Raw genomic sequence first — 13,184 nt, 5'->3', positions numbered from 1 at the left:
GACACCATGCAGCTACCCGGCCTGAACTTCGGCCTCGGCGAGGACCTCGAGGCGCTGCGCGACAGCGTGCACGCTTTCGCGCAGGCGGAAATCGCCCCGCGCGCCGCGGAGATCGACCGCAGCGACCAGTTCCCCATGGACCTGTGGCGCAAGATGGGCGAGCTCGGCGTGCTCGGCATCACGGTGCCGGAGGAGTACGGCGGCGCCGGCATGGGCTACCTCGCGCACATGCTGGCGATGGAGGAGATCTCCCGGGCCTCCGCCTCGGTCGGCCTGTCCTACGGCGCGCACAGCAACCTGTGCGTCAACCAGATCAAGCGCAACGGCACCGAGGCGCAGAAGAAGAAGTACCTGCCCAGGCTGATCTCCGGCGAGCACGTCGGCGCGCTGGCCATGAGCGAGACGGGAGCCGGCAGCGACGTCATCTCGATGAAGCTGAAGGCGCAGGACAAGGGCGGCTACTACGTCCTGAACGGCAGCAAGATGTGGATCACCAACGGCCCCGATGCCGACACGCTGGTGGTCTACGCCAAGACGGAGCCCGAGCTGGGTGCGCGCGGCGTCACCGCCTTCCTGATCGAAAAAGGCATGAAGGGCTTCTCCATTGCCCAGAAACTCGACAAGCTCGGCATGCGCGGCAGCCACACCGGCGAGCTGGTGTTCCAGGACGTCGAGGTGCCGGAGGAGAACATCCTCGGTGCGGCCAACGGCGGCGCCAAGGTGCTCATGAGCGGCCTCGACTACGAGCGCGCGGTGCTCGCTGCCGGCCCGATCGGCATCATGCAGGCGGTGATGGACAACGTGGTCCCCTACATCCACGACCGCAAGCAGTTCGGCCAGAGCATCGGCGAGTTCCAGCTGATCCAGGGCAAGGTGGCCGACATGTACACCGTGCTGCAGGCCTCGCGCGCCTTCTGCTACACGGTGGGCAAGAACCTCGACATGCTCGGCAGCGAGCATGTGCGGCAGGTGCGCAAGGACTGCGCCTCGGTGATCCTGTACTGCGCCGAGAAGGCGACCTGGATGGCCGGCGAGGGCATCCAGATCCACGGCGGCAACGGCTACATCAACGAATTCCCGCTCGGGCGCCTGTGGCGCGACGCCAAGCTGTACGAGATCGGCGCCGGCACCAGCGAGGTGCGCCGGATGCTGATCGGGCGGGAGCTGTTCGCGGAGACGATGTAGCGTCGCCATCCTCACCGCCCGCGCGGGAATGACGAGCAAAATCCATCCATGGCTTCGATCAACGACCTCTTCGCCCACAACCGCAACTGGGCCGCGCAGATGGAGCGCGAACGCCCGGGCTTCTTCACCGGCCTGCAGAAGCAGCAGAAGCCCAAGTTCATGTGGATCGGCTGCTCCGACAGCCGCGTGCCCGCCAACCAGATCACCGGCCTGGAGCCGGGCGAGGTGTTCGTGCACCGCAACGTCGCCAACGTGGTGGTGCACTCGGACCTCAACGCCCTGTCCACGGTGCAGTTCGCCGTGGAGATGCTGAAGGTGGAGCACATCATGGTGGTCGGCCATTACGGCTGCGGCGGCGTGATGGCCGCGCTGCACGGCCAGCGCATCGGGCTGGCCGACAACTGGATCCGCCACATCCAGGACGTGCGCGACCGGCACCGCGGCATCCTGGAGAACATCGCGCCGGACAAGCGCGCCGACGCGCTGGTCGACCTGAACGTGATCGAGCAGGTGGTGAACCTGTGCGTGAGCACGGTGATGGTCGATGCGTGGGCCAAGAACCAGAACGTGACGATCCACGGCTGGGCCTTCGGCGTGCACGACGGCCTGCTGCAGGACCTGGGGATGACGGTCACCAGCACCGATTCGATCGAACCCGTGTACCGCGCCGCCGTGGAAGGCGTGATCGCCGCGCGCAGCTAGCCCCGCGGCCCGCCCATGTTCCCCCAGCGCCTCGACTCCCCGCTCGCCTACGACATCGCCAAGGCGATGCTCGATGGCTTCAACCGGCACTACCGCCTGTTCCGCCTGGAGTCGCAGCGCGCCAAGCACCGCTTCGAGACGGCCGACTGGCACGGCCAGCAGCGCTCCCAGCGCGAGCGCATCGAGTTCTACGACCTGCGGGTGCGGGAAGCCGTGGTGCGGCTGGAAAAGGAATTCAAGGCCGGCGAGCAGCCGATGGACGTGTGGCACCAGGTCAAGCTGCACTACATCGGCCTGCTGATCGACCACCACCAGCCCGAGTGCGCCGAGACCTTCTTCAACTCGGTCACCACCAAGATCCTGCACCGCACCTACTTCCACAACGACTTCATCTTCGTGCGGCCGGCGGTCAGCACCGAGTACATCGAGAACGACGAGCCGGCCGCCACGCCGACCTACCGCGCCTACTACCCGAGCCGCGAGACGCTGCGCGAGAACATCGTGCGCATCGTCGACAACTTCCAGCTGCAGTGCCCCTTCGACGACCTGCAGCGCGACGCCGGCTTCATCATGGAGGCGATCGCCACGCGCCTGGCGCACGTCAAGCTGCGAGCCAACTTCCAGATCCAGGTGCTGTCGTCCCTGTTCTTCCGCAACAAGGGCGCCTACGTGGTCGGCAAGATCATCAACGGCTTTGCCGAGCTGCCCTTCTCGCTGCCGATCCTGCACAACCGCGCCGGCAAGCTCGTGATCGACGCGGTCCTGTTCGGCGAGGACGAGCTGCAGATGCTGTTCTCCTTCGCGCGCGCCTACTTCATGGTGGACATGGAGATCCCCGCGGCCTACGTGCAGTTCCTGCGCTCGCTCATGCCGCGCAAGCCGCGCGGCGAGCTCTATAGCGCGCTGGGCCTGGCCAAGCAGGGCAAGACGCTGTTCTACCGCGACTTCCTCTACCACCTGAAGCACTCGAGCGACAAGTTCCGCATCGCGCCCGGCATCAAGGGCATGGTGATGCTGGTGTTCGACCTGCCGTCCTTCCCCTACGTGTTCAAGCTGATCAAGGACTTCTACCCGCCGCAGAAGGACACCAGCCGCGAGCAGATCCAGTCCAAGTACCTGCTGGTCAAGCAGCACGACCGGGTGGGCCGCATGGCCGACACGCTGGAGTACAGCGAGGTCGCCTTCGCCCGCGACCGCTTCGAGGAAGAACTGGTGGAGGAGATCCGCAAGTTCGCCCCGAGCCAGCTGGAGACGAGCGACCGCGACGGCGACGGCCACGAAGAGGTGATCCTCAAGCACCTCTACATCGAGCGCCGCATGATCCCCCTGAACATCTACCTGCAGGAGGCCTTCGACGCCGGCGAGCAGGGCCAGGTGGAGCGCGCCGTGATCGAGTACGGCAATGCGATCAAGGACCTGGTGGCCGCCAACATCTTCCCCGGCGACATGCTGTGGAAGAACTTCGGCGTCACCCGCAACGGCAAGGTCGTGTTCTACGACTACGACGAGATCGAATACCTCACCGACTGCAACTTCCGCAAGGTGCCGCAGCCGCGCAACGAGGAAGAGGAAATGTCGGGCGAGGTTTGGTACGCGGTAGGGCCGAAGGACGTCTTCCCCGAGACCTTCGCGCCCTTCCTGCTCGGTCATCCCGCCGTGCGCGAGGTGTTCATGAAGCACCACGCGGACCTGCTCGATCCCGCGTTCTGGCAGCTGCACAAGGAGCGCATCCTCGCCGGCCACGTGCACGACGTGTTTCCGTACGAGCGCGAGAAGCGCTTCGCGCGGCGCCAGCAGGAACCCGCTTCGCAGGCGGAGGAAGGCAAGGTGGCGGCATGAAGCGGCGCGACTGGCTCGCAGCGCTGGCGCTCGCGCTCGGCGGCATCGTCCCCGCCATCGCGCAGACGTCGCAGGTCCTGGACCTGCCCACGCCGCGCGGCGTGCAGCAGCGCGGCCTCGCCATCCGCCCCGAGGGCGAGCCGGAGCGCGTGCTGCTGCTGCTCACCGGCGGCGGCGGCGCGCTGGGCATCTTCGACAACGGCAGCCTGCGCCACGACGGCAACTTCCTGATCCGCTCGCGCTCGCTGTTCGTGCAGCAGGGCCAGGCCGTCGTGCTGGTCGACACGCCCAGCGACCGCCGCGAGCTGCGCGGCGATTTCCGCGAAAGCGAGGAGCACGCGCAGGACCTCGGTGCGGTGGTGGCGTGGGCCCGGCGCACTTTCGCCAGGCCGGTCTGGATCGTCGGCACCAGCCGCGGAACGCAATCGGCCGCGAATGCGGCCGTGCGGCTGGCCGGTGACGCCGCGCCCGACGGCGTGGTGCTCACCTCCACCATCCTGGGCAGCAGCCGCTTCGGCACCTCCACCGCGCGCCCGGTGCAGGAGATGGGCGTGGAGAAGCTGCGGATGCCGGTGCTGGTGATGCACCATGCGCAGGACGCCTGCCAGGTCTGCCCGCCGCAGCGCCTGCCCGAGCTGATGGCGAAGCTGCCCGCCGGCCGCAGCGCGCTCAGGACCTACGAGGGCGGGCGCAGCCAGGGTCCGCTGTGCGAGCCGCTCGCCTATCATGGCTTCAACGGAATCGAGGACCGTGTCGTCGCCGACATGGTGGCCTGGATGCGCGAGGCGAAATGAGCGAGGAGTGGAAAGACCTATGGGAAGTCGCCAGCTTCATCGTCACGACGCTGGGCCTGCCGGTCGCCATCCTGTTCTTTGCCTGGGAGCAGCGCAAGGAGCGCGACAACGAGGAGGAAGAGGCGTACCTTCTGCTGTCGAACGCCTACACCGACTTCCTCAAGGTGGTGCTCGCGAATTCCGACCTGCAGCTGCGCACCAACGAGCCGCTGCCGGAGGCGACGCCGGAGCAGCGCGAGCGCATGCTGGTGATCTTCGACATGCTGATCTCGCTGTTCGAGCGCGCCTACCTCGTCGCGCACAAGCCGCGCATGAGCGAGGACGAGGCGCGGCGCTGGAACAGCTGGGACGACTTCATGCGCGAATGGTGCCGGCGCCGCGACTTCCACGACAACCTGCCGTACCTGCTGCGGGGCGAGGACCCCGAGTTCCGCGACTACATCCGCCGGATCGCCGAAGAGGAAGGCGGTCCGATTCCCCTGGACACACCTGATGTCCCGTTCCTTCGAAAAGGAGAGTAAGCATGGCTGATTCCATCGTCATCGTCGGCGCCGCCCGCACCCCCATGGGCGGCTTCCAGGGCGACTTCTCGGCGCTGGCCGCGCACGACCTCGGCGGCGCCGCGATCAAGGCCGCGGTCGAGCGCGCCGGGATCCCGGCCGATGCCGTCGGCGAAGTGCTGTTCGGCAACTGCCTGATGGCGGGCCAGGGCCAGGCGCCCGCGCGCCAGGCGCTGTTCAAGGGCGGCCTGCCCAAGAGCACCGGCGCCGTCACGCTGTCGAAGATGTGCGGCTCCGGCATGAAGGCCGCCATGTTCGCGCACGACATGCTGCTGGCAGGCACGCACGAGATCATGGTGGCGGGCGGCATGGAGAGCATGACCAACGCGCCCTACCTGCTGCTCAAGGGCCGCGGCGGCTACCGCATGGGCCATGACAAGGTGTACGACCACATGATGCTCGACGGGCTGGAAGACGCCTACCAGGCCGGCCGCTCGATGGGCACCTTCGGCGAGGAGTGCGCGGCGAAGTACAAGTTCACGCGCGAGGCGCAGGACGCCTTCGCCACCACCTCCGTCAAGCGCGCGCAGCAGGCGACGACCTCCGGCGCGTTCGCCACGGAAATCACGCCCGTGACGGTGAAGGACCGCGCCGGCGAGCGCGTCGTCACCATCGACGAGGGCCCGGGCAAGGTGAAGCTGGACAAGATCCCGCAACTCAAGCCCGCCTTCAAGAAGGACGGCACGATCACGGCGGCGTCCTCTTCGTCCATCAACGACGGCGCCGCCGCGCTGGTGATGATGAAGGAAAGCACCGCCGCGCGCCTGGGCGTCAAGCCGCTGGCGCGCCTGGTCGGCCATGCCACGCATGCGCAGGAGCCCGAGTGGTTCACCACCGCTCCGGTGGGCGCCACGCAGAAGCTGCTGGCCAGGACCGGCTGGAAGGTCTCGGACGTGGACCTGTGGGAAGTCAACGAGGCTTTCGCCGTCGTGCCGATGGCGCTGATGGAGGAGCTGAGGGTCGCGCACGACATCGTGAACGTCAACGGTGGCGCCTGCGCGCTCGGCCATCCGATCGGCGCGTCGGGTGCGCGCATCATGGTGACGCTGCTGCATGCGCTGAAGGCGCGCGGGGGCAAGCGCGGGATCGCGACGCTGTGCATCGGTGGCGGCGAGGGCACGGCGGTGGCGCTGGAACTGGTCTGAGTTCGTGCTCGTCTTCGTAGGCTGGCGGTGAGCCGCGCAGCGCGCGAACCCCAGCGCTCCGCGGCGCTCGCGCATCGCCGGGGTTCGCGGCGCGCGTTGCGCGCGCTCACCACCAGCCTACGGACACCAACCCCACCATGAACATCCTCGTCCTCGGCGCCTCCCGCGGCATCGGCCTCGAATTCGCGCGCCAGTACCGCGCTGCGGGCGAAACCGTCATCGCCACCGCGCGCGACGACGAAGGACTCGCGCGGCTGGCCGCCCTCGGCGCCAAGGCGCTCAGGCTCGACGTGACCGACCCCGCCAGCATCAGCGGCCTCGGCTGGCAGCTCGATGGCGAGAAGATCGACGTCGCGCTCTACGTCGCCGGCGTGATGTCGCACGGCGGCGCCACCGTGCCCCCCGCGCGCGACGACTTCGACCGCGTGATGCGCACCAACGTCTGGGGCGCGATGCAGGCCATCCCCCAGGTCGCGCCGATGGTGGAAGCGGCCGGGGGCAAGTTCGCCTTCGTCAGCAGCCAGATGGGCCACATCGCCAGCGTCGACTCCAGCTTCAGCTGGGTGTACCGCGCCAGCAAGGCGGCCCTCAACATGGCCGCGGCCTCGGCGCAGCCCGATTACCCCAGGGCGACCTTCCTCGTCCTGAGCCCCGGCTGGGTGCAGACCGACATGGGCGGCGAGAACGCGCCGCTGGCGACGGACGCCAGCGTGGAGTGGATGCGCCACACCATCCAGCGTGCGTACAAGCACCGCCACGTCCCTTTCCTCGACTACGACGGCACCCCCTTCAAGGGCTGGTGAAACCATGGACCCCCAAGCTCACATTCGTTCGCAGCCCCCCGAGGGGGCGCAGGCCTCCCTCGAGGCGGCTCGGCGGGAGGCCTGAATGCTTCTGACCCCGGACCAGGAAATGATCCGCGACGCCGTGCGCGACTTCGCGCGCGAGCAGCTGTGGCCGCATGCGGCGCGCTGGGACCGCGAGCGCACCTTCCCGCGCGAAGCCCACCAGGGGCTCGCGGCCTTGGGCGCCTACGGCATCTGCGTGCCGGAGGAATACGGCGGCGCCGGCCTCGACTACGTGACGCTGGCGCTGGTGCTGGAGGAGATCGCGGCCGGCGACGGCGGCACCAGCACCGCCATCAGCGTCACGAACTGCCCGGTCAACGCGATCCTGATGCGCTACGGCAGCGAGGCCCAGAAGAAGCAGTGGCTCACGCGCCTCGCCCAGGGCGAACTGCTCGGCGCCTTCTGCCTCACCGAACCGCACGTGGGCAGCGACGCCTCGGCGCTGCGCACCACCGCCGCGCGCGACGGCGACGGCTACGTGATCAACGGCGTCAAGCAGTTCATCACCAGCGGCCAGAACGGCCAGCTCGCCATCGTGATCGCGGTGACCGACAAGGCGGCCGGCAAGCGCGGCATCAGCGCCTTCCTCGTGCCCACGGACACGCCCGGCTACGTCGTGGCGCGGCTGGAGGAGAAGGTCGGCCAGCATTCGAGCGACACCGCGCAGATCCGCTTCGAGGACTGCCGCATCCCCGCCGGCAACCTGATCGGCGAGGAAGGCGAGGGCTACCGCATCGCGCTGTCGGCGCTGGAGGGTGGCCGCATCGGCATCGCGGCCCAGAGCATCGGCATGGCGCGCAGCGCCTTCGAGGTGGCCCTGCAGTACGCCAAGGAGCGCGAGAGCTTCGGCACCGCGATCTTCAACCACCAGGCCGTGGGTTTCCGCCTGGCCGACTGCGCGACGCAGCTCGAAGCCGCGCGCCAGCTCGTCTGGCATGCGGCCAGCCTGCGCGACGCCGGCAGGCCCTGCCTGAAGGAAGCGGCGATGGCCAAGCTGTTCGCCAGCGAGATGGCCGAGCAGGTCTGCAGCGCCGCGATCCAGACGCTGGGCGGCTATGGCTACGTGAACGACTTTCCGGTGGAGCGCATCTGGCGCGACGTGCGCGTGTGCCAGATCTACGAAGGCACCTCGGACGTGCAGAAGATCCTGATCCAGCGCGCGCTCTAGTCCAGTGAAACAGGGAAATAGCACCCCCCGCCGGGGCGAGAAGGGGTGCAGGAGTAGGCACGGTTCGCAGCCCAGGCTGGACGCCTGGGCAAGGACCGTAACGCCCTCCTGCGCCCCTTCTCGCCCCGGCCCTTCGGGTGAGCGCCAGAAGGGCCGCATGCGTCGTTGCAAATCCTCGCCAGGTGTCCAACCTGGCGAGGATTTGCGCCTAGCCTGCAGCCCTTCTGGCGCTCACGGGGGGTGCTATTTCCCTGTTTCACTGGACTAGGCTACCGGACCTTGCTTTCCAGGTAGCCGCGGAAGGCGATCACGTCGCCCTTTTCCAGCAGGTCGTGCACGCCCATCGCGCGGCACTTCTCGCGCACTTCGCGCCAGAGATGGTCGCCCACGGCCACGACGACGCCGGGGCGAGGTTGCGACTGCAGGCGCTGCACCAGCTCGTCGCCACTTTCGCCCAGCCCGAGGTCCACGAAGGCGAGATGCCAGCCCGCGCGGTCGAACACCAGCCAGTCCACGGCCTGCGCGGCGCTGGAGAAGGTGCCGACCACCCGCAGGCCCTCGATGTCGCGCGCGACGTCCGCCATGCGCATCAGCAGCGAAGGCGTGTCGATGACGAGCAGCACCCCCAGGGGGCCCCCGACGCGCTGACGCTGTGATTTCGCCGGTCCCTTGATCGTATCCATGTGGCCACCCCGCGCCCGCACTATAGGATGAGGGCCTGCCCGCCGCAATTCACACTGGAGGACCAACGCATGCCGATCACGCGAGGTTACCGCGCACTCGTCGACGAGGCGATGGCGCACGTTCGCACGTACAGCGTGGCGCAGGTGCGCGAACGCCTGGAACGCCCCGACCTGCAACTGGTGGACATCCGCGACGTGCGCGAACTGCAGGCCGAGGGTACCGTCCCCGGCAGCTACCACGCGCCGCGCGGCATGCTCGAGTTCTGGGTCGACCCCGAGTCGCCGTACTTCAAGAAGGTCTTCGCCGACGAAGGCAAGGAGTTCGTGCTGTTCTGCGGCGCGGGCTGGCGCAGCGCGCTCGCGGCCAAGGCGCTGCAGGACATGGGCATGACCAACGTGGCCCACATCGACGGTGGCTACACCGAATGGGTCAAGCAGGGCGGCCCGACGGAGACCCTGGAGCAGCGCAAGGCGAAGAAGGGATGAGCGTCACGGCCCAGGGCCCCTGTCCCTGCGGCCGCACGGACGCACGCGGCAAGCCCCTGCCGTTCGCGCGCTGCTGCGGGCCGTACCTCGCCGATTTCGAGCACCGGGCCGCGCCGGATGCGCAAGCGCTGATGCGCTCGCGCTACTCGGCCTTCGTGCTGGAGGATGCGGATTACCTGCTGGCCACCTGGCATGCCTCCACGCGGCCGCCGGAGGTGGGATTCGAGCCCGGGCTCAAGTGGCTCGGGCTCGAGGTGCGCGAGCACCAGCTGCTCGATCCCACGCATGCGCAAGTCGAGTTCGTGGCGCGCTCGCGCCTGGCCGGCCGCGCGCAGCGCCTGCACGAGCGCAGCCGCTTCGTGTGCGAGGATGGCCGCTGGTTCTATGTCGATGGAGATCTGAAGTGAAGTTCGATGCGGTGCTGTTCGACTGCGACGGCGTGCTGGTGGACAGCGAGGGCATCACCAACGGGGTGCTGCGCGACATGCTGGAAGAGCTGGGATGGAAGCTCACCAGGCAGGAGTGCATGCACCTGTTCCTCGGCAAGGCGGTGAAGGACGAGGTGGACTTGATCGAGGCCCGCACCGGCCGGCCGCTCACCGAGGAATGGCTGGTGCGCTTTCGCGAGCGCCGCAACGAGCAGCTGCTCGCTGGCGTGCAGCCGATCCGGCATGCGCTGCAGGCGGTGGCTGCGATCAGCGACAGGCTGCAGGGCCGCATCGCCTGCTGCTCGGGCGCCGACCGCTGGAAGGTGGAGATGCAGCTGGCCAAATGCGGCCTGCTGCCGTACTTCGAGGGCCGCATCTTCAGCGGCCACGAGATGCCGCGCTCCAAGCCCGCGCCCGATGTGTACCTCGCCGCGATGGCGCCGCTGGGCGTGACGCCCGCGCGCTGCGCGGTGGTGGAGGACACCGTCACCGGCGTCACGGCCGGCGTGCGCGCAGGCGCCACCGTGTTCGGCTACAGCCCGAGCGAAGCGGACCACGATGCGCCGGCCGCGCTGAAGGCGGCGGGAGCCTCGATGATCTTCGCGGATCTCGCCGATCTGCCTGCTCTCCTCGGGTAGTTGTCGGCCTTCTCCTACACCTCAGCTCAACCTTTGAATCCGATAATGGCCGTCCTTTTCACCATCGGGTACAACGAGAATGAGCCGAGAAACCGATGCCGTCCTGCAGCTGCTGGGCCAGCACGAAGCACAGATCCTCACGGAATGGATGCAGGAGGCCGGCGCCAATGCGAGCCGCGTCACCGAAGCCGGCCGGCGTGCCATGCGCACCGACGCCGAGGAGATCCTGCGCGGCGTGCGTGAGGCGCTGGGCGGCGGAGGCGATCCCGATGCCTTCCAGTCCCCGCAGTGGAACACGCTGCGCGGCGCGCTGGAATCGCTCTCGCGTTCGCGCGCGGCGCAGGGCCAGTCGGCCGGCGACACCAGCGCGTTCGTCCTCGCTTTCAAGCGGCCCCTGTTCGCGCTGATCGAGCGCGAGGTCAGGGAGCAGCCGATGGCCGCCGCGTGGACCGTCTCCTTGCTGGCGGACCGCATGGCGCAGTGGACCGTCTCCACCTACCAGCACACCCGCGAAGACCTGATCCGGCGCCAGCAGCAGGACCTGCTGGAGCTCTCCACGCCCGTCATCAAGCTGTTCGAGGGCGTGCTCGCCGTGCCCATGATCGGCACGCTCGACTCCGCGCGCACGCAGGTGGTGATGGAGACGCTGCTGCAGCGCATCGTCGAGACCGGCTCGCGGCTGGCGATCATCGACATCACCGGCGTGCCCACCGTGGACACGCTGGTGGCGCAGCACCTGCTCAAGACCGTGAGCGCGATCCGCCTCATGGGCGCGGAATGCATCATCAGCGGCATCCGGCCGCAGATCGCGCAGACCATCGTGCACCTGGGCATCGACCTGCAGGGCATCGCCTCGAAGTCCTCGCTGGCCGATGCGCTGACGCTCGCGATGGAGCAGCAGGGCTTCGTCATCACGCGCCGGCAGGTCTAGGCCCATGTACCGCATCCCGATCCTGCAGATGGGCGACACCCTGCTGGTCACGATCCAGGTGGACATGCAGGACCAGATGGCGCTCGCGCTGCAGGACGACCTGGCCAACAAGATCTCGTCGACGGGCGCCAAGGGCGTCCTGATCGACATCTCCGCGCTGGAGATCGTCGACTCCTTCGTCGGCCGCATGCTGGCCAGCATCTCCGGTATCTCGCGCATCCTCGACGCCACCACGGTGGTGGTCGGCATGCAGCCGGCCGTGGCGATCACCCTGGTGGAACTGGGCCTGTCGCTCGCCGGCGTGCGCACGGCCCTGAACGTGGAGCGCGGGATGGAGTTGCTGGCGCAGGGCCGCAGGGAGAGCGCGCTTGCCCGCTGACGACAGCTCCGGCAGCGTGCCGCTGCACTCCGAGGAGGACATCGTGGCCAGCCGCCAGAAGGTGCGCGTGCTCACGCAGCTGCTGAAGTTCTCGCTGGTCGACCAGACCAAGATGATCACGGCCGCCAGCGAGCTCTCGCGCAACACGCTGGTCCACGGCGGCGGCGGCGACATGCGCTGGGAACTGGTGGACGACGGCGTGCGCCGCGGCCTGCGCCTGCACTTCGAGGACACCGGCCCCGGCATCAAGGACTTGAAGATGGCCATGACCGACGGCTGGACCTCCGGCAGCGGCATGGGCCTGGGCCTGCCGGGCAGCAAGCGCCTGGTGCACGAATTCGAGTTGAAGTCCTCGCCCGGCGAGGGCACCCGAGTGAGCATCACGCGGTGGAAATGATCTCCGCCGGCTTCCACGCAGTCTTCCCCATGGAGGACGGCAGCCGCGTGGGGGAGGCCCGCCGCCATGCGGCCCAGCTGGCACAGGAATGCGGACTCGACGAAACCGACGCCGGCCGGCTGGCCATCGTGGTGACCGAGCTCGGGACCAACCTCGCCCGCCATGCGGTGAGGGGCCGGATGCTTCTTTCGCCGCGGCCCGGCAGCCGCGAGGTGGAAGTCATCGCGATCGACGAAGGCCCGGGCATCGCCGATGTCGAGCGTTCGATGGGCGACGGCTTTTCCACCGGCGGCACGCCGGGCACGGGCCTCGGCGCGGTGCGGCGGCTGGCCCGCGACTTCGACATCCACACCAGCGTACCGGGTGGCACGATCGTCCTCGCCCGGGTCGGCTCCCGCGCGGACAGCCACCGCGTGCGGGCGGCCTGCACCGGCGCCGTCTCCGTCGCGGCACCGGGCGAGCGCGTCTGCGGCGATGGCTGGGGCTTCGCGCTGCACGGGGATATCGGCGCGATCGTCGTGGCCGACGGCCTCGGGCACGGGCCCGATGCGGCCGAGGCGGCCGCGGCGGCGCTCGAGGCCTTTGCCGAGGATCCGATGGCCAGCCCCCGCATCCTGCTGGAGCGCGCGCACCGGCGGCTGCGCAGCACCCGCGGCGCGGCCGTGATGATGCTGCACGCGGATGCCGCGACCGGCACCGTGCGCAGTGCCGGGGCGGGCAACGTCATGGCGCGGCTGGTGTCGGGCGTGAGCGACCGCGCCATCCTGTGCCAGCACGGCACCGCCGGCGTCACCATCCGCTCGCCGGAGGAGCAGAGCATCGCCTGGCCGGAGCACGCGCTGCTGGTCGTCTGCACCGACGGGATCGAGACGCGCTGGCCGGCCACGCTGCTGGGCCCGTTGCTCGGCCGGGACCCGGCGCTCGCCGCGGCCGTCCTGGTGCGCGATCATTGCCGTGGGCGCGACGACGCCACCGTCGCCGTGCTCCGGCGCAAGGATTGA

16 protein-coding genes are annotated in these 13,184 nt (G+C 68.9%); 15 read left to right on the top strand and 1 reads right to left on the bottom strand.

Going from position 1 to position 13,184, the window contains the following annotated elements; all coding sequences use genetic code 11:
• Positions 1-6: 6 nt before the first annotated feature.
• The 8 genes from WG923_RS08530 to WG923_RS08495 all read left to right on the top strand — a co-directional run bounded on the left by WG923_RS08530 (position 7) and on the right by WG923_RS08495 (position 8,241).
• Positions 7-1,185 carry an isovaleryl-CoA dehydrogenase gene (locus tag WG923_RS08530; protein ID WP_340350528.1) on the top strand — a complete coding sequence of 393 codons (1,179 nt, stop codon included), beginning with the start codon at positions 7-9 and terminating at the stop codon, positions 1,183-1,185.
• Positions 1,186-1,233: 48 nt separating this feature from the next.
• Positions 1,234-1,887, top strand: coding sequence for a carbonate dehydratase (gene can / locus WG923_RS08525; RefSeq protein ID WP_340350527.1), 654 nt, complete (start codon positions 1,234-1,236; stop codon positions 1,885-1,887).
• A gap of 15 nt (positions 1,888-1,902) precedes the next feature.
• Positions 1,903-3,726, top strand: a complete 1,824-nt coding sequence (gene aceK, locus WG923_RS08520; RefSeq protein WP_340350526.1) for a bifunctional isocitrate dehydrogenase kinase/phosphatase — start codon at positions 1,903-1,905, stop codon at positions 3,724-3,726.
• Positions 3,723-4,520, top strand: coding sequence for an alpha/beta hydrolase (locus WG923_RS08515; protein ID WP_340350525.1), 798 nt, complete (start codon positions 3,723-3,725; stop codon positions 4,518-4,520). Before aceK ends, WG923_RS08515 begins: the two co-directional genes overlap by 4 nt.
• The gene (locus WG923_RS08510; RefSeq protein WP_340350524.1) at positions 4,517-5,041 is read left to right on the top strand and encodes a hypothetical protein; all 525 of its coding nucleotides are present in this window, start codon (positions 4,517-4,519) and stop codon (positions 5,039-5,041) included. Before WG923_RS08515 ends, WG923_RS08510 begins: the two co-directional genes overlap by 4 nt.
• A 2-nt stretch (positions 5,042-5,043) precedes the next feature.
• Positions 5,044-6,225 carry an acetyl-CoA C-acyltransferase gene (locus WG923_RS08505; RefSeq protein ID WP_340350523.1) on the top strand — a complete coding sequence of 394 codons (1,182 nt, stop codon included), beginning with the start codon at positions 5,044-5,046 and terminating at the stop codon, positions 6,223-6,225.
• Between the two features lie 137 nt (positions 6,226-6,362).
• Complete coding sequence (locus WG923_RS08500) at positions 6,363-7,028, top strand: SDR family oxidoreductase (RefSeq protein ID WP_340350522.1); 666 nt, start codon at positions 6,363-6,365, stop codon at positions 7,026-7,028.
• Between the two features lie 85 nt (positions 7,029-7,113).
• Positions 7,114-8,241, top strand: a complete 1,128-nt coding sequence (locus WG923_RS08495; RefSeq protein ID WP_340350521.1) for an acyl-CoA dehydrogenase family protein — start codon at positions 7,114-7,116, stop codon at positions 8,239-8,241.
• 269 nt (positions 8,242-8,510) lie between these two features.
• On the opposite strand, the gene WG923_RS08490 is transcribed toward WG923_RS08495, so the two are convergent.
• Positions 8,511-8,924: a response regulator gene (locus WG923_RS08490; RefSeq protein WP_340350520.1), complete on the bottom strand. Its 414-nt coding sequence runs from the start codon at positions 8,922-8,924 to the stop codon at positions 8,511-8,513.
• A gap of 69 nt (positions 8,925-8,993) precedes the next feature.
• On the opposite strand from WG923_RS08490, the gene WG923_RS08485 reads away from it, so the two are divergent.
• From WG923_RS08485 to WG923_RS08455, 7 genes are all read left to right on the top strand, one after another.
• Positions 8,994-9,410, top strand: a complete 417-nt coding sequence (locus tag WG923_RS08485; protein WP_340350519.1) for a rhodanese-like domain-containing protein — start codon at positions 8,994-8,996, stop codon at positions 9,408-9,410.
• Positions 9,407-9,817, top strand: coding sequence for a YchJ family protein (locus tag WG923_RS08480; RefSeq protein WP_340350518.1), 411 nt, complete (start codon positions 9,407-9,409; stop codon positions 9,815-9,817). Before WG923_RS08485 ends, WG923_RS08480 begins: the two co-directional genes overlap by 4 nt.
• Positions 9,814-10,476: an HAD family hydrolase gene (locus WG923_RS08475; protein ID WP_340350517.1), complete on the top strand. Its 663-nt coding sequence runs from the start codon at positions 9,814-9,816 to the stop codon at positions 10,474-10,476. The genes WG923_RS08480 and WG923_RS08475 overlap by 4 nt, the downstream gene beginning before the upstream one ends.
• A 79-nt stretch (positions 10,477-10,555) precedes the next feature.
• Complete coding sequence (locus WG923_RS08470; protein ID WP_340350516.1) at positions 10,556-11,407, top strand: STAS domain-containing protein; 852 nt, start codon at positions 10,556-10,558, stop codon at positions 11,405-11,407.
• 4 nt (positions 11,408-11,411) lie between these two features.
• The gene (locus WG923_RS08465) at positions 11,412-11,786 is read left to right on the top strand and encodes an STAS domain-containing protein (protein WP_340350515.1); all 375 of its coding nucleotides are present in this window, start codon (positions 11,412-11,414) and stop codon (positions 11,784-11,786) included.
• Entirely contained in the window at positions 11,776-12,183 is a 408-nt protein-coding gene (locus tag WG923_RS08460) for an anti-sigma regulatory factor (protein WP_340350514.1), read from the top strand. The genes WG923_RS08465 and WG923_RS08460 overlap by 11 nt, the downstream gene beginning before the upstream one ends.
• On the top strand, positions 12,180-13,184 hold the full coding sequence (locus tag WG923_RS08455; protein ID WP_340350742.1) for an ATP-binding protein: 1,005 nt from the start codon (positions 12,180-12,182) through the stop codon (positions 13,182-13,184). The genes WG923_RS08460 and WG923_RS08455 overlap by 4 nt, the downstream gene beginning before the upstream one ends.

Origin of the sequence: Ramlibacter sp. AN1133, from assembly GCF_037890035.1 — a bacterium.
Taxonomy (GTDB): Bacteria; Pseudomonadota; Gammaproteobacteria; order Burkholderiales; family Burkholderiaceae_C; genus Ramlibacter.
This window is presented reverse-complemented; position numbering and strand designations above follow the sequence as displayed.

What these genes read in the sequence shown, in the direction of transcription:
- WG923_RS08530 (WP_340350528.1), top strand. Translation starts at nt 7, where the DNA reads ATGCAGCTACCCGGCCTGAACTTCGGCCTCGGCGAGGACCTCGAGGCG.
- can (WP_340350527.1), top strand. Translation starts at nt 1,234, where the DNA reads ATGGCTTCGATCAACGACCTCTTCGCCCACAACCGCAACTGGGCCGCG.
- aceK (WP_340350526.1), top strand. Translation starts at nt 1,903, where the DNA reads ATGTTCCCCCAGCGCCTCGACTCCCCGCTCGCCTACGACATCGCCAAG.
- WG923_RS08515 (WP_340350525.1), top strand. Translation starts at nt 3,723, where the DNA reads ATGAAGCGGCGCGACTGGCTCGCAGCGCTGGCGCTCGCGCTCGGCGGC.
- WG923_RS08510 (WP_340350524.1), top strand. Translation starts at nt 4,517, where the DNA reads ATGAGCGAGGAGTGGAAAGACCTATGGGAAGTCGCCAGCTTCATCGTC.
- WG923_RS08505 (WP_340350523.1), top strand. Translation starts at nt 5,044, where the DNA reads ATGGCTGATTCCATCGTCATCGTCGGCGCCGCCCGCACCCCCATGGGC.
- WG923_RS08500 (WP_340350522.1), top strand. Translation starts at nt 6,363, where the DNA reads ATGAACATCCTCGTCCTCGGCGCCTCCCGCGGCATCGGCCTCGAATTC.
- WG923_RS08495 (WP_340350521.1), top strand. Translation starts at nt 7,114, where the DNA reads ATGCTTCTGACCCCGGACCAGGAAATGATCCGCGACGCCGTGCGCGAC.
- WG923_RS08490 (WP_340350520.1), bottom strand. Translation starts at nt 8,924, where the DNA reads ATGGATACGATCAAGGGACCGGCGAAATCACAGCGTCAGCGCGTCGGG.
- WG923_RS08485 (WP_340350519.1), top strand. Translation starts at nt 8,994, where the DNA reads ATGCCGATCACGCGAGGTTACCGCGCACTCGTCGACGAGGCGATGGCG.
- WG923_RS08480 (WP_340350518.1), top strand. Translation starts at nt 9,407, where the DNA reads ATGAGCGTCACGGCCCAGGGCCCCTGTCCCTGCGGCCGCACGGACGCA.
- WG923_RS08470 (WP_340350516.1), top strand. Translation starts at nt 10,556, where the DNA reads ATGAGCCGAGAAACCGATGCCGTCCTGCAGCTGCTGGGCCAGCACGAA.
- WG923_RS08465 (WP_340350515.1), top strand. Translation starts at nt 11,412, where the DNA reads ATGTACCGCATCCCGATCCTGCAGATGGGCGACACCCTGCTGGTCACG.
- WG923_RS08455 (WP_340350742.1), top strand. Translation starts at nt 12,180, where the DNA reads ATGATCTCCGCCGGCTTCCACGCAGTCTTCCCCATGGAGGACGGCAGC.